The 24,935-nt window shown below is 63.6% G+C and carries 22 protein-coding genes; 9 read left to right on the top strand and 13 right to left on the bottom strand.

The annotated features are described in order from the left end of the window. The first annotated feature begins 175 nt into the window (after window positions 1-175). From WC729_RS26710 to WC729_RS26680, 7 genes are all read left to right on the top strand, one after another. Window positions 176-2,254, top strand: a complete 2,079-nt coding sequence (locus WC729_RS26710; RefSeq protein WP_372857638.1) for a transketolase C-terminal domain-containing protein — start codon at window positions 176-178, stop codon at window positions 2,252-2,254. Window positions 2,255-2,267: 13 nt separating this feature from the next. Then, window positions 2,268-3,503, top strand: a complete 1,236-nt coding sequence (locus WC729_RS26705; protein ID WP_372857636.1) for a dihydrolipoamide acetyltransferase family protein — start codon at window positions 2,268-2,270, stop codon at window positions 3,501-3,503. Then, the gene (locus WC729_RS26700; RefSeq protein ID WP_372857634.1) at window positions 3,496-3,906 is read left to right on the top strand and encodes an acyl-CoA thioesterase; all 411 of its coding nucleotides are present in this window, start codon (window positions 3,496-3,498) and stop codon (window positions 3,904-3,906) included. The genes WC729_RS26705 and WC729_RS26700 overlap by 8 nt, the downstream gene beginning before the upstream one ends. A gap of 107 nt (window positions 3,907-4,013) precedes the next feature. Next, window positions 4,014-4,748, top strand: a complete 735-nt coding sequence (locus tag WC729_RS26695; protein WP_372857632.1) for a TetR family transcriptional regulator — start codon at window positions 4,014-4,016, stop codon at window positions 4,746-4,748. Window positions 4,749-4,798: 50 nt separating this feature from the next. Then, complete coding sequence (locus tag WC729_RS26690; RefSeq protein ID WP_372857630.1) at window positions 4,799-6,112, top strand: aspartate aminotransferase family protein; 1,314 nt, start codon at window positions 4,799-4,801, stop codon at window positions 6,110-6,112. A 62-nt stretch (window positions 6,113-6,174) separates the two neighbouring features. Next, a complete protein-coding gene (ilvD, locus tag WC729_RS26685) occupies window positions 6,175-7,881 on the top strand; it encodes a dihydroxy-acid dehydratase (RefSeq protein WP_372857628.1) in 1,707 nt (568 codons plus the stop codon). Next, window positions 7,878-8,759: an NAD(P)-dependent oxidoreductase gene (locus WC729_RS26680; RefSeq protein WP_372857626.1), complete on the top strand. Its 882-nt coding sequence runs from the start codon at window positions 7,878-7,880 to the stop codon at window positions 8,757-8,759. Before ilvD ends, WC729_RS26680 begins: the two co-directional genes overlap by 4 nt. Window positions 8,760-8,802: 43 nt before the next feature. Here WC729_RS26680 and WC729_RS26675 read toward each other — a convergent pair whose 3' ends face one another. From WC729_RS26675 to WC729_RS26665, 3 genes are all read right to left on the bottom strand, one after another. Beyond that, on the bottom strand, window positions 8,803-9,207 hold the full coding sequence (locus WC729_RS26675; protein ID WP_372857624.1) for an acyl-homoserine-lactone synthase: 405 nt from the start codon (window positions 9,205-9,207) through the stop codon (window positions 8,803-8,805). A gap of 74 nt (window positions 9,208-9,281) precedes the next feature. Next, window positions 9,282-10,025, bottom strand: coding sequence for a LuxR family transcriptional regulator (locus WC729_RS26670; protein ID WP_372857622.1), 744 nt, complete (start codon window positions 10,023-10,025; stop codon window positions 9,282-9,284). Between the two features lie 356 nt (window positions 10,026-10,381). Further along, entirely contained in the window at window positions 10,382-11,350 is a 969-nt protein-coding gene (locus WC729_RS26665; protein WP_372857620.1) for an NAD-dependent epimerase/dehydratase family protein, read from the bottom strand. Between the two features lie 40 nt (window positions 11,351-11,390). On the opposite strand from WC729_RS26665, the gene WC729_RS26660 reads away from it, so the two are divergent. Further along, window positions 11,391-12,401: an alpha/beta hydrolase gene (locus WC729_RS26660; protein WP_372857618.1), complete on the top strand. Its 1,011-nt coding sequence runs from the start codon at window positions 11,391-11,393 to the stop codon at window positions 12,399-12,401. 298 nt (window positions 12,402-12,699) lie between these two features. Here the strand turns inward: WC729_RS26660 and WC729_RS26655 are convergent, their stop codons facing one another. The 7 genes from WC729_RS26655 to WC729_RS26625 all read right to left on the bottom strand — a co-directional run bounded on the left by WC729_RS26655 (window position 12,700) and on the right by WC729_RS26625 (window position 21,296). Then, window positions 12,700-14,289 carry a long-chain-fatty-acid--CoA ligase gene (locus WC729_RS26655; RefSeq protein WP_372857616.1) on the bottom strand — a complete coding sequence of 530 codons (1,590 nt, stop codon included), beginning with the start codon at window positions 14,287-14,289 and terminating at the stop codon, window positions 12,700-12,702. A 91-nt stretch (window positions 14,290-14,380) separates the two neighbouring features. Further along, window positions 14,381-15,274 (bottom strand): NAD-dependent epimerase/dehydratase family protein, encoded by an 894-nt coding sequence (locus WC729_RS26650; protein WP_372857614.1) that lies wholly within the window; start codon window positions 15,272-15,274, stop codon window positions 14,381-14,383. A gap of 206 nt (window positions 15,275-15,480) precedes the next feature. Then, on the bottom strand, window positions 15,481-16,881 hold the full coding sequence (locus WC729_RS26645; protein ID WP_372857611.1) for an MFS transporter: 1,401 nt from the start codon (window positions 16,879-16,881) through the stop codon (window positions 15,481-15,483). A 29-nt stretch (window positions 16,882-16,910) separates the two neighbouring features. After that, entirely contained in the window at window positions 16,911-17,669 is a 759-nt protein-coding gene (locus tag WC729_RS26640) for a class II aldolase/adducin family protein (protein WP_372857609.1), read from the bottom strand. Continuing rightward, complete coding sequence (locus tag WC729_RS26635; RefSeq protein WP_372857607.1) at window positions 17,666-18,067, bottom strand: nuclear transport factor 2 family protein; 402 nt, start codon at window positions 18,065-18,067, stop codon at window positions 17,666-17,668. Before WC729_RS26635 ends, WC729_RS26640 begins: the two co-directional genes overlap by 4 nt. 31 nt (window positions 18,068-18,098) lie before the next feature. Then, window positions 18,099-18,902, bottom strand: coding sequence for an SDR family NAD(P)-dependent oxidoreductase (locus tag WC729_RS26630; RefSeq protein WP_372857605.1), 804 nt, complete (start codon window positions 18,900-18,902; stop codon window positions 18,099-18,101). Between the two features lie 54 nt (window positions 18,903-18,956). After that, the gene (locus tag WC729_RS26625) at window positions 18,957-21,296 is read right to left on the bottom strand and encodes a TonB-dependent receptor (RefSeq protein ID WP_372857603.1); all 2,340 of its coding nucleotides are present in this window, start codon (window positions 21,294-21,296) and stop codon (window positions 18,957-18,959) included. A 168-nt stretch (window positions 21,297-21,464) separates the two neighbouring features. Here WC729_RS26625 and WC729_RS26620 point away from each other — a divergent pair, with 168 nt between their 5' ends. Further along, window positions 21,465-22,085 (top strand): TetR/AcrR family transcriptional regulator, encoded by a 621-nt coding sequence (locus WC729_RS26620; protein ID WP_372857601.1) that lies wholly within the window; start codon window positions 21,465-21,467, stop codon window positions 22,083-22,085. Window positions 22,086-22,299: 214 nt separating this feature from the next. Here WC729_RS26620 and WC729_RS26615 read toward each other — a convergent pair whose 3' ends face one another. From WC729_RS26615 to WC729_RS26605, 3 genes are read right to left on the bottom strand one after another with little or no spacing between them, the layout of a single operon-like run. Further along, the gene (locus WC729_RS26615) at window positions 22,300-23,031 is read right to left on the bottom strand and encodes an SDR family NAD(P)-dependent oxidoreductase (protein ID WP_372857599.1); all 732 of its coding nucleotides are present in this window, start codon (window positions 23,029-23,031) and stop codon (window positions 22,300-22,302) included. Window positions 23,032-23,074: 43 nt separating this feature from the next. Further along, a complete protein-coding gene (locus WC729_RS26610; protein ID WP_372857596.1) occupies window positions 23,075-24,382 on the bottom strand; it encodes an NADH:flavin oxidoreductase/NADH oxidase family protein in 1,308 nt (435 codons plus the stop codon). Beyond that, window positions 24,382-24,762 (bottom strand): VOC family protein, encoded by a 381-nt coding sequence (locus WC729_RS26605; protein WP_372857594.1) that lies wholly within the window; start codon window positions 24,760-24,762, stop codon window positions 24,382-24,384. The genes WC729_RS26610 and WC729_RS26605 overlap by 1 nt, the downstream gene beginning before the upstream one ends. Between the last annotated feature and the right edge of the window lie 173 nt (window positions 24,763-24,935).

Genomic DNA, 24,935 nt, shown 5'->3' with positions numbered 1-24,935 from the left:
TGACAGACCGGCCGTTCGGACTATTAATTGCTGCCTGTTGTTGATCGATCGGGATCGGGAACAATCATTTCAGACAAAGGAACGTGTCGGGTGGCGTATGAAGTCCGGATGGCCGGCATAACCGCATGCGCCGACGCGCTCGCGTCGCCTCGCTGATCTTCGACCGAGGAATATGATGGCACAGTCCGCTTCGACGCCAGACCTGCGCAACACCCCGGACCAGGCAGTCGACTGGCCCCGGGTCGCCTATCTCGTCTCCCTCTCGCGCGCGCTCGACAAGATGGAGGAGACAAGGCTCGTCCCCGAAAAGAAAGTGCTCTACCAGTTCTCGGCGCGAGGGCACGACATGGGGCAGATCCTGCTTGGCTGCAGGCTGGACGACCCGGCCGATGCGACCTGCGGATATTACCGTTCGCGTCCGATGCTGCTGACGCTCGGCGTCGACGTCGCCGACGCGCTGGGCTCGGCGATGGGCCGCGCCGGCGGCTATTCCGACGGTCGCGATATCGGCGTGGTGTTCAACTACCCTAACCCGCACGGCGCTTCGGCCCTGCCGATGTGCGGCGGCGTCGGCGCGCAATATACGCCGACGGCAGGCTGGGCGCAGGCAATCGAATATCACCGGACCGTGCTCAAGGAGCCGGCGTACGACAAGGCGATCGCCGTCGTGCTCGGTGGCGACGGGTCGGTCGCCTCCAACGGCTTTTGGGCGGCGCTGACCGTTGCGACGACACAAAAGCTGCCAATGCTCTTTTATATCGAGGACAATGGCTATGGCATCTCGGTGCCGTCGACGTTCCAGACTCCTGGCGGCAACATCGCCGCGAACCTCGCCAGCTGGAGCGGCCTCACGATTTTCTCGGGCGACGGCACCGATCCTGCCGAGGCAGCGCGTCTTGTCGACCAGGCCGTCACGCACGTGCGCGAGGAGCGATCGCCGGTCCTGTTGCGCCTCACCGTGCCGCGCCTGCAGGGTCACAGCTTCCAGGATACCCAGACCTACAAGTCGGAGGAGTTCGTCGCCTCCGAATGGGCGCGCGACCCGCTGCCGCGACTCAAGTCCTACCTGATCCCGGCCGTGCTCAGCGAGGGGGAGTGGGCCGAGATCGAGCGTCGCGCCGACAGCGATGCCGAGGCAGCGCGCGAGCGTGCAGAGGCGCGCGGGGTCGCCGATCCTGAAACCGTGCTGCGCAACGTGTTTTTCGAGGGCACGCTGCAGACCGAGGGCGGCCAGTGGAATCACGGCTATATCGCCCCCGACACGACGGAGGTGCCGCAGCCCGCGGGCCAGCGGATCAACATGGTCACCGCGATCCGCCGTACGCTCGAGCGTGAGATGGAGCTCAATCCCCGCGTCGTGCTGTTCGGCGAGGATATCGGGCCGAAGGGCGGCGTCCACGCCGTCACGCTCGGATTGCAGGAGAAATTCGGGTTCGGGCGCGTGTTCGACACCAGTCTTTCCGAGGAAGGCATTGTCGGCCGGGCGGTCGGCATGGCGCTCGCCGGTCTGATGCCGGTGCCGGAGATCCAGTTCCGCAAATATGCCGAGCCGGCGACCGAGCAGATCAACGATTGCGGCACGATGCGCTGGCGCACCAACAACCGCTTCGCTGCGCCGATGGTGCTGCGCGTGCCAGGTGGCTTCTTCAAATGCGGCGATCCCTGGCACAGCCAGACCAACGAGGTCGCCTTCGTTCACCAGCCCGGCTGGAAGGTCGCGGTGCCGTCCAACGCCGAGGACGCCGTCGGCCTGTTGCGGACGTCGCTGCGCGGCAATGACCCGGTGCTGTTCTTCGAGCATCGCTCCATGCTCGATTTCGCCTGGGCCCGCCGCGCCTGGCCAGGCGACGATTATGCGCTGCCGTTCGGGCGGGCGAAGACGACGGTATCCGGCGATGACATCACCATCGTGACATGGGGCGCGATGGTGCCGCGATGCGAGGAAGCGGCGGAAGGGCGCTCGGCCGACGTGATCGACCTGCGCACGCTGATGCCGTGGGACAGCGAGGCGGTGCTTGCCTCGGTACAACGGACGCGCCGCTGCCTGATCGTGCATGAGGATATCAAGACGGCGGGCTTTGGCGCCGAGATCGCCGCTGTGGTCGCCGACCAGGCCTTCATGGATCTCGATGCCCCGGTCGTGCGGCTCGCCATGCCGGATATCCCGAGCCCGCATAATGCGGTGTTGCTCGATTGGGCAGTGCCGTCGGTCGAGCGCATTCGCGCCAGGATCGACGACCTTGTTGGCTTCTGAGGGGAACAGGACCGTGATCGATATTCTCGTCCCGTTCGAGCAGGAAGGCACCAAGGCGATCGTTCGCAGCTGGCTGAAAAAGCCGGGCGACCGCGTCGCGCTCAACGATCCGCTGGTCGAGCTCGAAACCGACAAGGTGACGCAGGAAGTGCCATCGCCCGGAGACGGTATTCTCGACGTGATCCTGCTGGATACCGACGCCGAAGCAGTGCCCGGCGCGCTCCTCGGGCGGTTGAGAAGCGCGGATGCGGAAATTGCCGTCGAGGAAGTCGTCGCCTCACCCTCGCCAGCATTGGCCGCGCAGCCCGCGCCGGCGGAAACCATGGGCGAAGTGCATCTCTCGCCGGCGGTGCGCCGTGCCGTGCGGCAGCATGACGTTGATGTATCGGCCGTAACCGGAACAGGCCGCGGTGGCCGCATCACCCGGGCCGATGTCGATCAGCATCTGGCTGAGCGCGACCATGGGCCGGCCCCATCGACCGCGGCACCCGGGCAGGTCGCGGACTCCGCAGTGCCAACCGTGCCCCCGCTGCCGCCGGCCGCCGGCAAAGTCCGAAGCGTGCCGCACGACCGCATGCGCCTCGCCATCGCTCAGAACATGCTGAACTCGGTGACCGTCGCGCCGCATGTGACCGCTGTGTTCGAGTGCGACTTCAGCGCCATCATGGCGCACCGTGCGAAGCACAAGGGCGACTTCCAGAAGGCGGGCGCGAACCTGACCTTTACCGCCTATGTCATCGCCGCCAGCGCCGAGGCGATGAAGGCTGCGCCTGCGATCAACAGCCGGTGGCATGACGACCGTCTCGATATCTACGAGGACATCAATATCGGTGTAGGGACCGCGCTCGGCGAGAAGGGGCTGGTCGTCCCGGTCGTCGGCCAGGCCCAGGAACTGTCGCTGCTCGGCATTGCCAAGCGGCTGACCGATCTCACCGGCCGGGCGCGCGACGGCAAGCTCGCCCCCCAGGACATGCGCGGCGGTACTTTCACCATTTCCAATCATGGCGTCTCAGGGTCGCTGTTCGCGTCGCCGATCATCATCGCCCAGCCGCAATCGGCGATCCTCGGCGTGGGCAAGCTCGAAAAGCGTGTCGTGGTCCGCGAGGCGGGCGGGATCGATACCATTCAGATCCGACCGCTATGCTATGTCTCGCTGACGATCGATCACCGGGTCGTCGACGGTCATCAGACCAATACATGGCTGTCGCGCTTCGTCGAGCTGATCGAAGGGTGGCCGCTCGATGGCTGAACCCGCCAAGGACTCGGTAGCCGTGCGCGTGATCGCGATGCCGGCCGACACCAATCCGCTCGGGGACATTTTCGGCGGCTGGCTGATGTGCCAGATGGACCTGGCGGCCGGCAGCATCGCGACCCGCCGGGCAGAAGGGCGCACAGTCACCGTTGCGGCAGATTCAATGACGTTCCTGCGGCCCGTGAAGGTGGGCGACGAGGTGTCGGTGTATGCGACACTCGTCAGCACTGGCCGGACGTCGATGCGGATCAACGTCGAAGCCTGGCGGCGCCCGCGTCACACAGCCGCGGCGGAGAAAGTGACGGCTGCAGCGTTCACGTTCGTGGCCGTCGACGAGGAGGGGGTTCCCCGCGCCTTACCCGACGTCGATGATTCGACGGAAGTCGCCAGGCGGGACTGAGGGCGGGCCGCGCCTCCTGGTGATTATTGCCTGCCGATTGAGGCACGTATTATCCGTCGGCCAATTAGGGCCGTTGCCATTGGCGAGCCCGCCGCTATGACTTGAGCATGAACCCGGTTCCTCAACGGCGGCGTCGCGGCCGCCCCCCCGCCAGCGAATCAGGCGCCGCCCTGACCAAGGAAAAGATCGTCGACGCCGCGCTCGAGCTGATCGATGCCAACGGGCTGTCGGCGTTCAGCGTGCGGGATGTCGCCAAGCGACTGGATGTCTACCACGCGGCGATTCTCTGGCATGTCGCGACCAAGAACCAGCTCCTGGCAGAAGTCGTTTCCCATGTGCTGAGGGACCTTCAGCCACCCCTCTCGACGGGTCCGTGGCAGGACTGGATTCGCGAACTTTTCCGCCGGTATCGCCAGGCGATTCGCGCGCATCCCAACATCGCGCCGTTGATCGGCGCCGAAATGGTATCCAACGCGCATATCGATTTTCGTCTGATCGAGACCCAGCTCAGCGCGCTGACGAGCGCGGGTTTCACCGGCCAGGATCTTATCGATGCGTTCAATGTCGTGACGGCGGCACAAGTCGGATTCGTGACCCTCGAATTTGCGCCGCCCCCGCCGGATGCCGCCGATCAATGGTCGCAGGACATGCAGAAGCGCATTCACGCGGTCGATCCCGATGAGCATCCGCTGCTCGCCGAGCATATCGAGCAGATGGCCAATCGCGCCTTCACGGTGCGATGGCAGAATGGCCGCGACGTACCGCTCGACCGCGGCTTTGATGCCTATGTCGAAACGGTCGTTCTCGGCCTCGAGGCGATCGCCGCGCGTTCGAGGCCTTGACGTAAATTATCCTTTGGACAATAAACCTCTCACATAGTTGAGAGGTCATGATGGAATTAGACGTCCTGCATGGCGAGGTACCCCTCGCCGATGCCGTTGATGCGGCACGCGCCCACTATATCGATCGCAATCCGGAAAGCCGGCGTCGCCTCGAAACCGCAAGGCAGTTCATGCCGGGCGGTAATACGAGGAGCGTGCTCTATTACGGCCCGTTTCCGATCGTGCTCGCGCGGGGCGAAGGCTGCCGGCTCTGGGACGTCGATCAGCACGAATATGTCGACGCCCTGGGAGAGTTCACGGCCGGGCTGGTCGGACACAATCATCCCGTCATCCGGGCCGCGCTGATCGAGACGTTCGACAACGGGATCAACCTTGGCGGCCACAACACGCTTGAGCCGGAACTGGCGCGGATCATCTGCGAGCGGTTCGCGTCCATCGATCGTGTTCGTTTCACCAACTCGGGCACCGAGGCCAATCTCATGGCGATCGTGCTGGCGCAGGTGTTCACGGACCGGAAGAAGATCGTCGTCTTCTCGGGCGGCTACCATGGCAGCATCCTGGGCTTTACCGAGGTGTCGCCGGCAACGGCGCCGCACGACTTCATCATCCTGCCCTATAACGACACCGCCAGGGTCGTTGAGACGCTCGCTGCGCAGGGCAAGGACGTCGCTGCCGTGCTGGTCGAGCCGATGCTGGGCGCCGGCGGCTGCATCCCGGCCGATCCCGAGTTCCTCGCCACGATCCGAGCAGAGACCGAGAAGGTCGGTGCGCTCATGATCCTCGACGAGGTGATGACATCGCGTATGTCGGGTGGCGGACGGCAACAGCTCCTGGGCCTGACGCCCGACCTGACCACCCTCGGCAAATATATCGGCGGCGGCATGTCGTTCGGTGCCTTTGGCGGTCGCCAGGAGATCATGGCGCTGTTCGACCCCGGGGCGCCGAAGGCGCTGCAACATGCCGGCACGTTCAACAACAATGTGCTGACCATGGCAGCCGGCATCGCGAGCATGAGTGAGATCTTCACCGCTGAAAGGGCCGATGCCTTCTACGCGCTCGGCGAGGCGTTTCGGGATCGCCTCAATGCCATTTGCCGCGCGCACGACGTGGCAATGCAGTTCACCGGCCTCGGGTCAGTGATGAACGTGCAATTCCGAAGCGCTCCCATTCGCACGTTCGAGGATGCCACGGATCAGGATACGAAGCTCAAGGAGCTCTACTTCCTCGATATGATCGAGGCCGGGATCTACATCGCGCGGCGCGGCCTGACCACGCTGATGCTGCCGATGGCCGATACGGACCTCGACCGTATAGCCGCCGCCGTCGAGACCTTCGTCGTCCGGCGCAAGGCCTATCTCGGCTGATCTCGCCATCTGGCGGCGTGCCGAGTGCCGCCGCGATGACCACACCGTATGAGGATATGCCAATGGCCAGACCGCCGCTGCGTTCCGCAACCATCCGCGAAGGGCTGGTCAGAGCACCGACCCGCAGTTTCCTCTATGCGCTCGGGCTCGACGATGAGGAGATCGTCCGCCCGCATATCGGCGTGATTCATACCGGTGGCGAGATGAGCCCGTGCAACCTGACGCTGCAGGCCCAGGCCCAGCATGCCAAGACCGGGATTTATGCAGGCGGCGGCGTGGCGCACGAGTGCCCGGTCGTTTCTGTGTCCGACGGGCTTTCCATCGCCCATTCGGGCATGCGCTTCTCGCTGATCTCGCGGGAGTTGATCGCCGACAGCGTCGAGGCGACGACGCGCGGTCACCAATGGGACGGCATTTTCGCGATCGGCGGCTGCGACAAGAATATCCCTGGCCTGCTCATGGGGATGGTCCGCTGCAACGTGCCGTCCCTGTTCCTGTTTGGAGGATCGAGCCTGCCCGGGCGGCTGCACGGCCGCGATATCAATATCGTCGATACCTATGAGATGGTCGGCAAGGTGATCGCCGGCGTGGCGGAAGAAGATGAGCTGGACGCCTATACCCGCAACTGCCTGCCCACTGCCGGAAGCTGCGCTGGTCAATATACCGCCAACACCATGGGCATGGTGTCCGAGGCGCTGGGTCTCGCGCTGATGGGGTCATCGATGGTGCCCGCGGTCTTCTCCGCCCGCGCCGCGATCGCCCGCCGTGGCGGGAAGGTGCTGATGCAGGCGGTCGCGGGCGACGCCCCGCTGCCGCGCGATATCGTGACGCGCGCCGCGATCGAAAATGCCTGCGCGCTGGTCGCGGCAACCGGCGGGTCGACCAATGCGGCCCTGCACCTCCCGGCGATCGCGCACGAGGCGGGCATCCGCTTCACGATCGACGATGTCGCCGAGATGTTTGCACGGACGCCGCTGATCGCGAACCTCCAGCCGGGCGGCCGGTACCTTGCGCGCGATGTCTTCTATGTCGGCGGCGCGCCCGTCATCCTGAAGGCGCTGCTCGACGGCGGCCATCTCCACGGCGATTGCCTGACCGTGACCGGCCGCACGATCGCAGAGGAACTTGGCGGCGCCGCCGAACCGGACGGGGAAGTCGTAAAGTCCTGTGAAACCGCCATCTCGCCCACCGGCGGGGTTGCGGTGCTGAAGGGCAATCTCGCGCCGGACGGCGCCCTCATCAAGGTCGCCGGCCTCAAGACGCTCAGCCACCGCGGACCGGCGCGCGTCTTCGAGTCCGAAGAGGCCTGCCAGAAGGTGATCGAGGCGCGCGGGTACGAGCCAGGCGACGTCATCGTCGTCCGCAACGAAGGTCCGCGCGGGGGCCCTGGCATGCGGGAGATGCTGGGGATCACTGCCCTGATCTACGGCCAGGGCAATGGCGAGAAGGTCGCCCTCATCACCGATGGACGCTTCTCCGGCGCGACGCGCGGCCTGTGTATCGGATATGTTTCGCCGGAAGCCGCCGCTGGTGGCGTGATCGGCCTGCTGCGTGACGGCGACATGATCTCGATCGATGCCGCACAGGAGCGCTGCTCGCTGCTGGTGGAGCTTGACGAAGCCGAACTCGCCCTGCGCCGTGCCGAAGCCCTGGCATGTCCCCGCCCGCCACTGGGCGGCCTGCTGGAGAAATATGCCGCCATGGTCGGATCCGCCCATCTCGGCGCCGTCACGCATTCAGGCGCGGTGCAGTGGGAGCGCGACCAATGACCTGTGTTGGCTTCCTGGGACTCGGCGATATGGGGCTTCCCATGGCGCGCCGACTGTTGGGCGCAGGGTTCGACGTCATCGTGTGGAATCGCAACCGCGCAAAGGTCGACATGCTCGTCGCCGACGGCGCTGAAGCGGCTGGAAACCCCGCTGAGGTGATGGCGCGGGCAGAGCTGATCGGGCTGTGCCTTACCTCCGACAAGGTGGTGGCCGAGATGGCGTTCCAGAGCGATGGCCTGCTGTCGGTACCGCGAGCGGACCGCCGGCGGTTGATCGCGGACTTTTCGACTGGCGCCCCCGCCGCAGCGCGCCAGCTCGCTAGCGCGGCAGGGCAGCTGAATATCGGCTGGGTGGACGCGCCCGTTTCAGGCGGCGTCAGGGGTGCCACGGACGGCAGCCTGGTCATCTTCGCCGGGGGCGAGCCTGCCGACGTGGACGGGCTCGCGCCGCTGTTTGCCCCCTTGTCCGCCCGGGTCACTCATATGGGCGCGTCTGGCGCTGGCCAGGCGGCAAAACTGTGCAACCAGATGATCGTGTCCGCCAATCTGATGGCGATCGCGGAAACGATCGCGGTGGCGCGAGCCGCGGGTGTCGACGTCGATCGCTTGCCCGAGGCATTCCGCGGCGGGTTCGCCGACTCTGCGCCGTTGCAGATCTTCGGGCCGCGCATGGCGGCCCGCACGTTCGAACCACGGTTGGGCGCGATCGCGTTGATGGACAAGGACGTCCAGCTCGCGCACCACATGGCGAGCGCGGCAGGTGTCGGGACGCCTGTCCTCGATGCGATCAGCGCGCTTTACGCGAGCGCCATGGGCGGTCCGGACATTCATGGCAGCGACGATCTGACCAGGCTGATCGACCTGTTCGGGGCGATCTAGGCCTTCATTTGCGGCCCATGCCGCGGGCTCCGGACGAACATGGTCATTGTCGGGAGCCGCTCTTGCCTTTTCCATTCGGCGCGCTCAAGATTCGGATTGCGTCGCCTTTCGGGTGGCGTCGAGGCGTGAGAACCTCGGGGTTTGTGATCTCCCACACCCCCGCCCCGCGCGGCGGCTCGCCGTCGCAGAGCGCCGGAAACAAGGTGTCCAGGATATGCGGCCGCGAGGTCGGCAGCAGCCGAGCGGATGCAAGATGACGGCCGTCATCACTGAGGAGGATCAGGTAGCGCGCGAGATCGTCATCGAACTGGTCGATTTCGTGGCGGCCGTCGCGAACGGGCACATTCCAGCGCAGCAGATCGACGAACACGCTCTTGCGCGCGGCAAACATCAGGTTGAGCGCGGCATCGCCGGCATCGTGCAGCGTCGTATCAAGCAGTTGAACCATGGGGGCCTCCAGCGGATGAGAGGCCCAGTTTCGCGACGCTGACGAGGGTCGCCTATACCAACAAATTGGTATGGTCAGCGCCGTCCGCCCACTTCAGAGAAGGCGATCATCCCGTCATGCAGGGCCCTGATCGAGAGTTCGCCCGTCTTGTGGACGTCATAGCGTTCTCGCGCGTGCTTCAGATGCTGGATCACCGTCCCCTTGCTGATGCCGAGAATCTGGGATGTCTCCCAGTCGGTCTTGCCCCGGGCCGACCACAAGAGACAGGCACGCTGGCGGTCGGTGATTGGCCTGTCTGGCGCCGGCCAGATCCTGCGGATGTTCGCCAGCCGCCGTGCCGCATCGAACGCATTGCCGGCGAGGACCTGCGCCGCGGAGTGCAGGTGTCGCGGAAAGGGTATCCCGGGATCCATCGCGAACGAGCAAGACCCGGTGAATTCACCCGGCACGTTGGCGGGCACGGTGTAGCCATCGCCGATCCCGACGATTCTGGCTTGCGCAAGAACGCTTCGGTCCATTGGTGTCAGCGTGATCATGGACGGCACGGCTGACCAGGCGAAGCCGGCACAGGTAAGCTGGCTTGCCCGGTGGATCGGGTCCGATCGGCCTAGCCGGTTCTCGTCGAACCAGTGCTGCCATGTCTCGGGATAATTGTGCAGGCGTATAGCGGGCGCAGTGTCGAGCCCGAAATCTACGTGGTGCACCAGCGCGAAGTAGCGAATCCCGATCGCTTCGCAGCAGTGAAACAGCAGGTTGAACAGCTCGGCCTCGCTGGTTGCAGAGCGAGCGCTGTCGACGAACGCATCAGCGATCGCCATTCGTGGCATAACGAACCGAAACGGTCGCAAGGCCGTTCCCAACCCCTGACTTGCGACACGCCCTTATCTCGCTTCGAACCGCGTCGCTTCTCACGGCGATCGCTCGAGCTGTTGCTTCCCGGGCACAAGAGTTTCAAAACAGTGTTTGGCGTCAGATAGATAAGGTTATTATGGGATGACGGTCGCCGCGATTCTGGAACCTTTGACCGTCAGCCCGGCACTTCTCTTCGAGCGCCATAACCGCTCTCCGGACCTGATGGTCGCGCGTGATCGGCTCGTCGTTACCCAGCATCTTCGGTGTGCCGGGAACAATCGCACGGCCCCGAGTTTGAGAAACCGTCTGCGCAACGCCAGCGTCACGACGCGTAGGATCCCGTTGCGACATCCTCGAGAATGTCGGTTCGGCCCGGCGCCCAGCCAAGCAGGTCCCGTGTCTTCTGCGTATCCAGCCGCTTGCTCAGTGCGAGGCTGATCCCCGGCGGTCCCGCGGCGGCGTACATTTCGTCGAGCGAAACCGTAACCGTCTCGGCATCGATGCCCAGACACGTATTCACAGCCCCTGCCAGATCTTTCATGGAGACATCTGCAGCCGCTCCATGAATCACGGTTCCCCGCAGGGCTTTCTCGACCGTCAGCCGGTAAAGCTCGCCAAGGTCGTCAATGTGTAAATAGCTGTGAAGGAAGGCGCCCTCCCCGAAATGCGGGGCGCCGCCGAGCGCACGCGCCGCGCTGATCAGCGCGGGAATGTCGAAACTTCCCCCATATCCATAAACGAGACCTGGCCTGATCACGACGCCTCGAACACCGGTAGCCGTCAGTACCGCCTTCTCGGTGTCGATTCGCGCGCGCATCGCCGCTCCAAGCGCGGCGGTCAGCATCGGATTAAGGTTCAGGTGCGGAGGCGCGACGCTGTCCGGCGCCAACGGGAGAGAGGCATATTCGTCGTGGACCTCGTCGGAACAGGCACCGCCGGTAAAGGTGCCGATGACCGCAGATCCGCTGGTGAAGATCACCAGCTTGCCCGAACCCCGTAGCGCATCGATCATGGCCGTGACAGCAACCTGGTCGCGATCGAACCCATTGCCCTGACCAGGCATGGCAGCGGTACTTGCAGTGCTGACGACCGCATCGACGCCAAGCACCGCCGCAGCAAGGCTGGCAGGGTCAGCAAAGTCGCCGGCAACCGGGGCCAATCCAGCGAGCTCCAGTCGCGCCGCGGAGTCCGGCGACCGCGCAAGGCCGAATACGTCATGGCCGGCGACTTTGAGCGCTCGGGCGACGCTTGCACCGATATAGCCAGTCGCCCCGGTAACGAGAATTTTCATTGATTATCCAACGGAAAATGATTGCCCTTTGAGATACCATGTGGTTTCCAGATGGCAACTGGTTTTGCAATGGGTGCGATTTGAAAAGCGATTGGAACTGATGATGTCATCGAGAGACCGTATCGATCCCGAGCTGATGCCGCTGGTTGAGATGAGCGCTGAATGGTCGGCGGCAACGCTTCCAGCTCAGCGGGAAGCATTGGATGCAATGGGTCAGGCCGTGGGCGCCATCCCGTTGCCCGATATGACCAGGGCCGAGCTGCGAGCGATCGACGGGCCGGATGGAGCGCCGCCGGTGCAGCTGCTCATCATGACGCCGACCGCCTCCGCGGGGAAAATGCCGGCGATCCTACATATCCATGGCGGTGGCTTCGTGGCGGGGTCGGCCCAACTGTACAGGCCGCAGCTGGCCAGCCTCTCGGCACAACTCGATGCGGTCATCGTATCCGTGAACTACCGCCTCGCTCCGGAAACGATCTTCCCAGGCGCCATCGAAGATTGCTTCGCGGCGCTCAAATGGCTTTTTGCCCAGGCCGAGGAGCTTGGTGTCGACCGCGAACGGATTGTCGTGGCGGGCGAGAGCGCAGGAGGAGGTCTGGCGGCAGCGCTGGCCATCCTCGCGCGCGACCGCGGGGTAGGTCCGCTGGTCGCCCAGATGCTCGCTTTTCCGATGCTTGACGACCGGACTGGTTCAACCCGCGACGCCGGCGACTTCGTGGGTGAATTTGTCTGGACGGCGGCCGACAACAAGTTCGGCTGGTCATCGCTGCTCGGCCGGTCCCCAGGCGACAATGAAGTTTCGCCATATGCCGCACCGGCTCGATGCGAGGATTTGTCCGGCCTGCCGCCGGCGTTTATCGCGGTTGGCGATCTTGACCTCTTTCTCGAGGAGAATCTGGAATATGCCCGGCGCCTCGCACGCGCTGGCGTACCGATCGAACTGAAAGTCTATCCTGGCGCAGTTCACGGATTCATGCTCGTCGAAACCAGCCGGGCTGCCCGGCTCTATGCCGCGGATCAGCGAGCGGCCTACCTCCGGGCTTTCGGCTGATTTCAACGCCAATATTCCTCGCACCAGCCCCGCGCGACATAGTTGATTTTCTACCCGTCTGTCGCGCGGGTGCTCCACCTGTGGCACGGCTTTTGAGGCAGGCGATTTTCGGCCTTGGCACCTTTCCAAGCCGCCCTCCGCCATTCACGTTCCGTTTCTGCGGTTGTGACAAGGTCGATTCCGGTGACGCCGGCGTGCTTCTAGCGTCGCCCTTCCGAGAAGCGACGACTTGGTACAAAATGGTCAGCGCGGGCGGATTCACGAAAACCCAGGTGGCGAGCACATGGCGCTTTGCAGACTAGGTCGTGGCTTGTGATCCATCGTTGTCGAAGGTGGCGCGAAGCCCGCGCTTGTCGATCTTGCCTACGCTGGTCCGAGGAAGTGAGGTCAAGAACGCGAAGCCTTCCGGGAGCGCCATTCGCGTGAGCCTGCCGCTGTCCACGAATGTCGACAGATGCATTCGCAGCGTTGACGCATCTCGTTCACCTGCCGTTGATACGACGAACGCGAAGGGGCGCTCTCCCCAGCGGTCATCAGGAATCGCGATGACGGCCGCCTCGCCAACGGACGGGTGCAGCAGCAGCAGCTCCTCGAGATCGCTTGGCACGACCCATTCTCCGCCCGTCTTGATGACGTCCTTGATGCGGTCCTGAATGGTCACGGCGCCGTGCGCGTCAATGGTGGCAAGATCCTGCGTATGGAGCCAACCACCAGTCCAAAGCGCCTGACTAGCCGCTTCATCGCCAGCATAGCTCGCCGTCAACCACGGTGAGCGCACCACCAACTCACCGGCGCTTGCGCCGTCCCACGGCAGCTGGCGCATCGAATCGTCAATGATTGCCGTCTGAACGAGCGGCAATGGATAGCCGGCGCGCCGCAGATCGACGTCGACCTCGGCGGATGTGCCGCTCGTCCTGGCGATGCACGTCGCGGGTCCGGTCTCAGACATTCCATAGCCTGCGAAAGCCGTGATCCCGGCCGCTTCGGCCGCCCGGCGAAGCGAGCTCGTCAGGACAGACCCACCGATCACCATTGCCCAGGGACCGAGGATCGATTGCTGGCCCGCCTGGGCCGCCTCGAGGATCATCTGCAGGACGGTAGGAACGCAGTGCGAAAAGCTGACGCGCTCCTGCCGCTGGAGCTGAAGGATCAATCGGGGATCGTAGCGGCCGGGATAGACGTGCTTCACTCCCAGCATGGTCGCGACAAAGGGCACGCCCCAGGCGTGGACATGAAACATCGGCGTCAGCGGCATGTAGACGCTATCGCGGCGCAGCGCCTGGCCGTCCGGCTGCGCGGCCAGAGTCGCCATGAGCGCGAGCGCCTGCAGCACGATTTGCCGGTGGCTGAAGCTGACCGCCTTGGGCAGGCCGGTGGTGCCTGTCGTGTGGAACGTGGTCGCGAGTGCGTTCTCGTCAAAATCCTCGAACGGAAACGCCGGAGCCGCGGCAGCCAGCATGGCCTCATAGTCGTGACGACCGGCAGGCATATCTTGGCCGTCAGCGATGACGACGACCACGCGCACCATTGGCAAGCGGTCAAGAAGGTGTTCGATCGCGCCCGCAAAATCCCGGTGCACCAGGATCACCTCGGCTTCGGAGCCGGCGAGGCAGTGAATGAGCTGCTCGGAAGACAGGCGCAGGTTAACGGTTTGGAGCACGGCCCCCATCATCGGCACCGCGAAATATCCCTCGAGGTAGCGATGACTGTCCCAGTCCAGCATCGCGACTACCGTCCCCGGCACAACGCCGAGCCCTGAGAGAGCCGAGGAAAGCCGATGAACGCGCTCGCCAAGCTGAGCGTAGGTCATTCTGGTCTGGTCGCGGTAGACGACCTCCTGGTCGCCGTGCTGCGCGAGCGCTCCCTCCAATATATGTCGAATCAGCAACTGCGGACGATGCGTTTCCGGACCGGGGTTTGCAAATCTGAGCGCCATGGGGAGAGAACGCCTTCAGTTTAAAATGCTGGCAGGGCGACTGTCAGCTCGCCTGGACCTGGAACCACTCGGCGAGCGAAATCCCCGCGGGCGCCCACCCCAGGCGCCTCGCATTGGCGGCAATGACCCTGCTGTTCGAGGCGAGGCCGTAGCGCGCGGCAAGGCCATAGCCTTGGGTGACTTCCTCGACATCGAGACTGTGGGTCTTGCCGTCCTGGCCGATCACGCGAGCGATGTTCTCGGCGATCTCCTTGAACGACATTTCACCGTTGGACGCGAAGAAGAGCGAGGCCGCCGGCGCCTTGGCGATTGCAAGCGCATAGAGTGCGACCACGTCGTCGATATGCACGTTGGAATACCGCGCCAGGCCCTTACCGAGATAGAGGCCCGCGCCCATCTGCCGCGACAACGCGGTGAGCTTCGGGAGCTGATCGCTGTCTGGATGGAGTCCGCGGCCTTCGCCGTAAATCATCGATGGACAGATAACGACCGAGCGGATGGCGTGGTTGATACCTGCTTCACGCACGCGCCGGACCATGTCGACACGCGCTTCTCGAAACGGGACTGGCGTGTAGGCTGTGTCCTCGGTCAGTTCGACGCCCGGATGCTCGCCCTGCGCATCGTCGGCGACGATGCTCGAACCGCTCGTGTGAATGAAAAGCTTGCCACTTCCCTCCAACGCCGACAGCAGCGTGTCGACCGATGCGGCATGGTCGGCATCGGCGCAATGGATGACGGCGTCTGCGGCACGAGCCGCGCTCGTAAGGACATCCACATCATCAAGCGCGCCCAGCACGGGTACAATTCCAAGCGATCGCAACTGTTCGGCATTCTCTTCCGACCGGGTCAGGCCAGTGATGTGGTGACCGTCGGCCAGTAGCCGGTGGGCAACCGAGCCGCCGATAAATCCGGTCGCGCCGGTGACGAAGAACTTCATGGGACTTCCTCTCGATGAGCCACAGGCCAAGCCCGCTGCCCGGTTCAATTCATCCGGCTGGGCGCGGCAGGCATTCTCAGCTGCCAGGCACCCGAATGCCCGTTCTGCCCGTATGTAGACTGACCCGGCTGGGTCGCACGATCACCGGCTGCAGTTCAAATATCGATTGGTATCCAAATTACAATAGACATTTATCTGCTCCGGGGTCATTTCCGGGTGCCAGGCTCCCGCACGAAGGTGAGCCCTACTAGGCCGACCGCGAGCAATAGCGTCAGCGTCGCCAATCCGCCCTGCTGGCTGTGGAAATACGCCGTGCCGAGCGTTACAAAGGTCGGCGCCAGCCAGCTGGTTGCCGTACCGGACAGAGCATAAATCCCGAAGAACGACCCCATTCGGTCGGGTGGCGACACGCGGGTCATCATCGTCCGGCTTGAGGCATAATGGGCGGTGACGAACGCGGCGATGAACAGGCCGATCACGACAAAGACAAGCTCAGGGAGCGAGCGGAACACCGGCCCTTCCCAGACTCGCCAGGCCCCGGGCGAAGGCCGGATCCACCAGTAAAGGATGCGATCGGGAGACATGCCGAGTTCGGCGATGAGGCCGAGAAATGTCATCCCGATCTCGATCTGCAAGGCGCGCTTCGGCCCGTAACGGGCATCCAGTCGCGACGCCATCAATCCGCCGATCACCGCGAAAAGGGTCAGCAACACGCCGTAAATGAGCATTTCGAGCGCGCCCCAGCGCATCACGCCGCCAGCGAAGACGCCCATATAGATGACAATCGCATTCATGCCGTCGTAGAAGAACATGCGGCTGAGCAGGAATGTCGCCGCTTCGCGGTGACCGCGCAGCGTCGCGACCAGCTTCACCAGATCGGTCGCGCCCGACCGCAAGGCAGCGGGAAGACTCGTTTTCGTGGGTGCCGCGTCAGGCGCGAAGGCGAAGAAGGGGATGGCGCACAGGATCAGGATCACCGCAGCGATCGGGCCGACGATACGCTCCGGCTGATGCAGCGCCACATCCACGCCGAACAATGGCCGGGCGGGGACGAAACTCCAGTCCACCTTGCCGGGAAGTGCGAAGGCCAAGGCGACAAGGACCAGTGCTGACAGAGCGAAGAATGCCCCGAACGAGAGGCCGAGGCTTGAGGCAATGTGCGCGCTTTCGCGCCCCGCAGCGCGGACGAGCAGCGAATTGTGGAGCAGCTCGGACAGGGTGAGAAGAATGACGTTCGCGGTGAGGATCACCATCGTCGTCTGCACACTGAGACCCGTCCCATCGGCGCGGGCCCACCACAGAGACGCCATCAGCGGAACCAGTAGCAGGAACATCGCCATCAGCGCGGGCTTGCGACGGCCGATGCGATCGATCGATGTGCCGATCACGGGTGCGGCCAGCATGATGATCCAGCCGGCATACTGGCTCCAGCGTGAGACAATCTCCTGTCCCCTGACCGGGTCGCCGATCATCGTGGTCACCACATAGGGCGTGAACACATAGATCATCACCAGGATGACGTAGGGCGTACGCCCGCCCTCGTAGATCGCCCATGCCAGCCCGGCTCGGGGCAGGGAATGCTGCCGGCTCGATGCGTCTGCGGTCATGACTGTCGGGGAGACTGTCGCGGCGTCGTTCACGCGCGAAAGCCGGAATCAATGCGATCGAGCTTGCGCAAGAGCGCGGGCCAGGCGAGCCGCTCGGCGAGGGCCGACAGATCGGTCGGGTTGGACTGGCCTGCCACCTTGGCCTCGACACCCTGCGGGGGGTTGTTGAGGTTCTCCTTCCCGGCTGTGAGCATCATCACCTGCGCTTCGCAGGCCCGCTCGAGGAAATAGAGGCGGAGAAAGGCGGCGGCCACGCTATCGCCGACGGCAAGTGTCCCATGGTTGCGCAGGATCATGGCGTCCTTTGTGCCCAGGTCCCGCACAAGCCGCTCCCGTTCATCCAGGTCGGTCGCGATCCCCTCATAATCGTGGTAGGCGACGTCATGCCGCGCAATCATGGCGGTCTGGGTGTGCGGCAGGAGCCCGAATTCCATCGCAGAAACAGCTTGGCCGTACGCCGTATGAAGATGCATCACGGCCTGGGCATCGTCGCGCGCCATATGGATCGCGGAGTGGATCGTGAACCCGGCAGGGTTCACGGGGTGGTCAGTCGGGCCGACCGGATTGCCCTCGACATCGATTTTGACGAGGCTCGATGCCGTGATTTCCTCGAACATCATGTCGTACGGGTTGATCAGGAAATGATGCTCGGGGCCCGGGACGCGCGCCGACAGGTGGGTGAATATTAGGTCGTCCCAGCCTTGGAGCGCGACCAGCCGATAGGCGGCCGCCAGATCGACACGCCGATCCCATTCGCCAGGGACCATCGCCGATTCGGTTGCGCTCATGCCGCGAGACCAAGCTGCTGGTGCAAGGCCAGACGATCAAAACAGACTTCCTGGAAGGTGATCAGTTCGCCCGCGAAGCGGTAGTGGACGACATAGCGCATCGCGATCTTCCGTCCCGGCGCAGGCCCGACCTTGGAGACTGCGTGCAGGACGCAAAATTCCGCGGCCTCGTCCCCATTGATTATAGCCGCGGTAACCTCGACCTCGCTGTCGTCGAAAGTGTCGAACAGCCGTTGCTCGTCGTCGATCCGTGCTTGTTTGCCGAGCATCTCACCATCCGGCGTGACGAAGCGCACATCCTCGTCGAAGTAGCGGGCGATGGTGTCCATATCACGTCGCTTGAAGGCCGCGTGCAGCGTGGTCAGGATCGTTGGGATGTCGGTCTGTCGGTCAGCCATGTTGTGATAGGTCCTCTGTTTGTGGGGGAATTCAGTTTGCCGCTTCAGCGCGCGCTTCGCGCACCAGGCGGACGAAATCAGGTTGGCCCGCGCCGGCGGTCATCCCGCCGTCGATGGGAATGGCGGCACCGACGATGAAGCTCGCCTCGTCCGACGCGAGAAAGGCGGCGAGCGCAGCGATCTCCTCCGGCTGGGCGAAGCGCCCGATCGGAATCGCCTTGAGCCAGGCATCCATCAGGGTGGGCATGCCCATCGGCACCGCGTTGATGTCGGTCGCGACGGGGCCCGGGCAAATCGCATTGATCCTCACGCCGGCGGCGGCATGATCCATCGCGATCGAGCGGGTGAAGTTGATCACGCCGGCCTTCGCCGCATTATAGGCGCTGTTCATATGATCGCCGCCAAGGCCGGAGATCGAGCCCATATTGACGATCGCGCCCTGCCCCTGGCGCAGCATGTGCGGAATTGCGGCCCGGCATCCGAAAAAGACGGAGTCGAGATTGATCCGAAGTATCCGGTCCCACATCTCGAGCGAGACATCCGGAAAAAGAGCGCTGCCCGGAATACCGGCATTATTGACCAGGATGTCGATGCGGCCAGTGCGCGCCGCGAGCGCATCTATCGAATCGGCGACTGCATCGGGATCGCTGGCGTCGACGCGCTCGAAGCGAGCCGAACCGCCGATATCCGCAGCTGTCCTTGCGCCCGTTTCACCATCGATATCCGTTATGGTGACCTCGGCCCCCTCGGCCGCGAAGCGCCGTGCGATAGCGGCGCCGATCCCGCGCGCTCCGCCGGTCACCATCGCGATCTTTCCCTCGAGCCTATTCGCCATCACTGCCTCATCAAGCTGGGCGGGGGCGGCGCGAACGCGCCACCCCCGGGAGTTTCAGTGAAAGCGCAAGGCCAGCGACACGCCGTAGGTCGCGGGTCGCGCGGGCTGGCGGTATACGTCGTCGGAAGCCTGGAAGACGCCGTTCCAGTAATAGACGTTCGTGATATTGCGGCCCCAGATGCTCGCCCGCCAGGCACCGTCTTTGCTCTCGATACCGGCGCGCAGATCGACCAAGGTGTAGGGTCGTATGCGAAAGACCGGCTCGGAGCCGAAAGTCGCGCTTTGCGTGCTGGCATAGGTGAAGCTGCCGCCAAGGAATGCCGAAACGTTCGACGCGATCGGGAAGCTGTACTGGGCATCGCCCGCAGCCTGATATTTCGATGTGTTGGGGAAAGCCGACCCTGCGTAATCGGCCATCACGCCCGCAGCGTTGAAACCGGTGTACTTCTGGACCTTGGTGTCCACATAGCTGCCGGCAAGGCTGATGTTGAGCCCGGGGATCGGTCGTGCGTCGATCGAGATTTCCGCGCCGGCGACGCGCGACTTCGGTACCGTGACCAGCTTTTCGATCAGCCCGAAATACGGGTCGACGGTCCGGCCGTGGAGCTGCTTGTCGGCATAGTCATAGTAGAAGGCGGCCGCGTTCACCTGCAGGTGGTGCTCGAACAGCGGCAGCTTGAAGCCGGTTTCATACGCCACGATCCGCTCCTGCGGAATGGAGGCGAAGGAGTCCGTGCTGAGGGTCAGCAATACCGGATAGCCACCCGATTTGTACCCACGGTTGACGCTCGCATAGAGCAGCACGCCGGAATCGAACTTGTAATTCACCGCGGCCCGGAACGAGAGATTGTGCTCGCGCAGGCTGTCGACCAGCGCCCCGGGATTGTTGTTGGCGTCAAGCGAGCCGCATTGTCCGACGCTCACCGGAATAACCGATCCCTTGAACAGGAATTGCAAGGTGTTGACGAGCGTCGCCGCGTTCGGATCGACGATGACGGTGCAGCCGTTGAAGTCGCGGTTCGCCTGGGTGTAGCGCAGACCACCGATCAACGTGACATGGGGCGCAACATCCACCTCGACATTGCCGAACCCGGCATAGCTGTTGAGTGTCTGATGGGTGGCCGCGGCCGAAAAGTTGAACGGCGGCACGAGCGGCCCGAGTGGCTGGTTGATACTGAGCTCAGTGAGCTCGTCGAACAGGTCGTCCTGGACGTTGGCATGGGCATAGTTCGCACCGACGATCCAGCGCACCGCAAGCGTGTCGCCGGATAGCCTGACTTCCTGCGAGAAGGATTCGATGTTGCCCGTCTGATGGAACTCTCCAGCACGGATAGCGCTGCCGTCGAGGTCGCTGAACTTATCCTGCTTGAAATGCTGGTAGGCACTGATCGACGTCAGTTTGACAGCATCGCTGATCTCATAATCGGCCCTGACCGATCCCTCGTAGAACGTATCGTTGGCGTGGACCGGATTACTCGGCGTCCAGTCGGCATGCTCGGCGTCGAGCGGCGTCTGCACCATGAGAAGCGGAGACACGCGGGCGGGATTGGTCGGTGTGACGGCAATCACCTGGCCGGCCAGCGTGTCGGAGCCATCATGCCAGCCATTGAGGTTTACCGCGACGTGAAGCCGGCTGCTTGGCGTCCAGTCGAGCAGGATCCTGCCCATGCCCTGGTGACTGTTGCCGAGCGTGTCGCCGGCGCGCGTCACACTCTTCTGCCAGGCCCCACCCTGCACGGTCTTGACCGCGATGCGCGCGCGCAACGTGTCCGAGAGCGGGCCGCTGACGAACGCGCTGGCATCGACCTGACCAAAGCGTGCGACGCTGATGTCAGACCCCGCAGCGAAACTGCTGGTTGGCTTGGCTGCAATATAGTTGATCGCGCCGCCGGTGGAGTTCTGTCCGTAGAGCGTGCCCTGCGGGCCCTTGAGGACCTCCACCCGCTCGATATCGAGCCCCGCTGCCTGGGTCATGGCAGGGAAAGCGAGAGGGACTTCGTCTACCGACACGCTGACCGCTGGTGATGCAGCGAGAGAATTATCGAAATAGCCGACACCGCGGAGCGTATAGACAGGTGTGTTGTACGGCGTCGGCGTGTAGACCATGCCGGGCACAACCTTTGCGAGGTCCGCAGCACTGGTGACCCCGCGCGCTGTGAGCGTGTCTCCGGTGACCGCTGTGATCGAGGCCCCAACCAGGTTCGCTGACTCGCTTCGGCGGTTTGCAGTGACGATAATGTCCTGGACGCCGTCGTCGGACGCTGTGGCGGGTGCTGTTTGCGCCGGCGGCGTGGCGCCATCCGCGGGCGTAACTTGCGCACAGGCTGGTGATGCCAGTCCGAGGGCTAGCGCGGTTACCGAAACCCCGCAGGTTGCTTTGACGTAGGTCTTCATGACTTTTCTCCCCTAAGTTTGTTATTTTTTTGTCGTTTGTTGATCTGTCCGTTGAGATCGGCTGGTCAGTCCGCGTGCCGCAATTGTACTTGTCCCCGATCGCAGGGATCGGCTACGAGAACGCCTGGCATCGGAATACCGATCGGTTCCGGATCGAAGGATCAGACATTGACGAAGCGCGTGCGGAAGACCCGGGTGGAACAACAGGCCGAGACGCGGGCGCGTCTTCTCGAGGCCGCCGAGACAGTGTTTTCCAACATGGGCTATCACGGCTCGTCCATCGAACTCGTCGCCGCAGAGGCCGGCTACTCGAAGGGGGCCGTTTATTCGAATTTCGCCAGCAAGGAGGAGATGTTCCTCGCCTTGCTCAAGGTTCACATGGACAGGGATTTGGAGGAGGTCGGTCAGATCGTTGACATGGCGCCCGAGGATCTGTTCCCGGCCAACACGCGCTGGCTGGAAAGCATGCATGCGCTCATGCCGGATTTTCCGACACTGATGATCGAGCTTCAACTGCACGCCCGGCGCAACCCGGAGTTCGCCAAAGCCTATTATCCGCTCCAGGACCGCAAGATGGCCGGCCTGGCCGATATCGTGACGAAATATTTCGCGGCGAGCGGCCAGCCCGTACCGATGGATCCGCTCGATCTTGCCTATGTGATCGAGGCCCTGGTTCACGGCCTCAGTCTTCAGCAGCCGCTGCGTGAGGCGGGTTCGATGAACGAGGCGGGCGCTATCATCGACCGGCTCATGAAGGTCCTGACGCATCGCGACCCAAAGAGCCGTTAGTCGTACCGAGCGCCGGCTGGCTGGTCGCCTGCGCCACCGCTGCTCCTCCCGCCACTGCCCGTTTTCCATAACAGCCTCTCCAGGTCGCGAGGCTTCGACCCCGCAAGCTTGCGGGATCGTCCTCTTATTCTGACCATGAAAAGCTGGCTACTGCACGATATTCCGCTAGTCAACGATTTTCGAAGAACGAACGGTATTCGAATGACAAGGGATGTTAGAGCGTCAGTCCTCCGTCGGCGACGATCTCGGCGCCATTGATATAACTGGCGGCGTCCGAGGCGAGGAACGCGACAATCTCCGCAATCTCGCCGGACTCTCCGGCGCGGCCGATCGGCACCATCTGTTCGAAGCGTGCATTGTCCTCGGCCGCATGCTTGGCGATCATGTCCGTCCTGATCATTCCCGGCATCACCGCGTTGACGCGAATGCCGGCGCGGCCGAACTCCGCTGCGGCACAGCCCGTCATGCCGCGCAACGCCCATTTGGTGGCCGCATAGGCGAACTGGCCGGGAATCTTCCTGGTGCCGGAAATCGACGCGATATTGATGATCGAACCATTACCTGCCGCCTGCATTGGTGCGAACACAGCCTGCATGCCCAGCATCGCTCCAGCCGCGTTGACGGCGAAGTGCTGCTGGAAGGAGGCAAGGCTGGTCTCCATCATAGGCTTCGGGTCGTACATCGCCGCATTGTTGACCAGGATGTCGATCCGCCCGAACCGCTCAAGGGTCACAGCAACCACGCGGGCCCAATCGGCCTCGCTTGAAACATCATGCTTGAGAAACACGACATTGCCGCCGATGTCCCTGGCGACGCCTTCGCCCTTATCCTGAACGTCGGTCAGCACTACGCACGCGCCCTCAGCGGCGAACAGGCGGGCCTCGGCCTCGCCTTGTCCGCCAGCCGCACCGGTGATGATCGCAACCTTGCCAGCCAGTCTGTCCATTTTCTCACTCTCAAATTGTGGAAGTCACGGTTGCCGCAGCTGGTCAGGCGGCCCGGCGCGTCGCCCGCTCCGTGAGCAGGGCCTGCATGTTGCCGGTCTCAAGGGCGGCAAAAGTCGCTGCTGCGTCCGCCCCTGCCCAATTCAGATCGGGATCAAGCCCGTCACCGAGCCGTTCTAGCTGCATGTTGAACCAGCCCATCAGGTGGAAAAGGTCCAGCGCCCGCTCCGGGGCGGGTGCCTGCTCGATCTCACCGGCCAGCAGCTTGCGCGGGCATTCCGGGTCAGCGATCATCGGCCGGCCGATACCCACTAGATCAAGGTCGCCATCTTCCAGCGCCGCCTGCATTCCCGCCAGCGTCCTGAACCCGCCGGTGACCATCACCGGCATGGTGGCGGCGGCGTGCACTCCAGCCGCGAAGTCGATGAAATAGGCCTCGCGCGCCTTGGTGCTTTCACTCCGGCCGTCGACGCCCTCATCCTTCAATGCGATGCCGACAACCTTGGGTTGCTCAAGCGAGCCTCCCGAAAGCTCGATCAGATCGAGACTCGTTTCATTGAGCCAGCCGACGACCTCAATACAATCGGCATTGGTAAAGGCACCCTTCTGGAAATCGGACGCATTGAGCTTGATCCCAATCGGGAAATCCGCGCCGACCGCTGCGCGCACGGCGGCGATAACTTCGATCAGGAAGCGCGCGCGCTGGGCGAGCGGGCCGCCCCATCCGTCGCTACGCTTGTTGGTGTGTCCGCTCAGGAATTGTGAGATGAGATAGCCATGTGCGGCGTGCAACTGCACCCCGTCGAATCCGGCATCCCGCGCGAGGGCCGCGGATCGGGCGAACCGGCCGATGGCATCCTGAATCTGAGCCTCGGACATCGCATGAGGGACAGCGAAGGAAAAACCTGCGCCCCGCAGCACATCAAGTTCAACCACCGATGGGGCCAGGGGAGCAGGGTTTATGTGGCTGTCGACCTGCCGGCCGGTGTGACTGATCTGAGCCCAGAATTTTGCGCCGCCTTCCTTTCCGGTGCTCGCCAGGCGGCCAAGGGCTTCAAGGCCGTCCCGGCCTTCAAGAACGATATTGAGCGGCCGCTCGAGGTGATCCGCGTCGACTTGGATATTGCCCGACAGCAGTAGCCCTGCCCCGCTCGCGCCCCAGCGGCGATAAAGCGCCTCGAGACGAGGCGTCGAATGGTTGCGGGCGTCCGCCATCCCTTCGCTCATCGCTGCTTTAACGATGCGGTTGGGCAAAATAGCGCCGCAAGGCAACTCGAGCGGGGTCGAGAGGGTAATGGACATCAGGTCGTTCCAATCCATATCAAACTGAGGAAGTGAGTTGCCGCGCGGCATCAGCGGAAGATGAATTCCAGCTTGAGACCGCCGGGGCCCGTGACGAAGATCTGCCGCTCGCCGGTTTCGGGAACCTGACGCTCGAAATGCTCCATGCCTGTTTTCGCAAGACGCTCGAGAAAGGCGGCGTGGTCGCCGCCTGTAAATGCGACATGGTCGATATAGGTCGAGGATGCCCCATCGGCCGGGCGCAGATAATTGGAGGCACCACTGGTGCGGGCTTCCGCAAGATGCACGACAGCTTGCCCGTCAGCGTAAAGCCAGCTGCCAGGGAACGGGAAAGGCGGGCGCACGCCTACGGTGAGATTGCCGAGATCCCGAAAGAACGCTTCGGTCCCGGCCAGATCATCAGTCATCACCAAAAGGTGATCGAGCTTCATTGCTTCATCCATTGCGCGCACTCGCTGGCCTGTCGGTTGCCACGCGTCGATCTGCACATCGTGTCCGGGTTGCCGGGACCGGATCGAGGCTCAGAAAGGCGGATCAGTTCCGACTCGTATCAAAAGATCGATCGGTATCTAGAATGCCTCCGATCTCCCGTCAACGCGTAGCG

Source organism: Sphingomonas sp. (assembly GCF_041661825.1).
Classification (GTDB): Bacteria; Pseudomonadota; Alphaproteobacteria; order Sphingomonadales; family Sphingomonadaceae; genus Sphingomonas.
The sequence above is the reverse complement of the archived record's forward strand: the minus strand, read 5'-3'. Positions and strand labels throughout refer to the sequence as shown.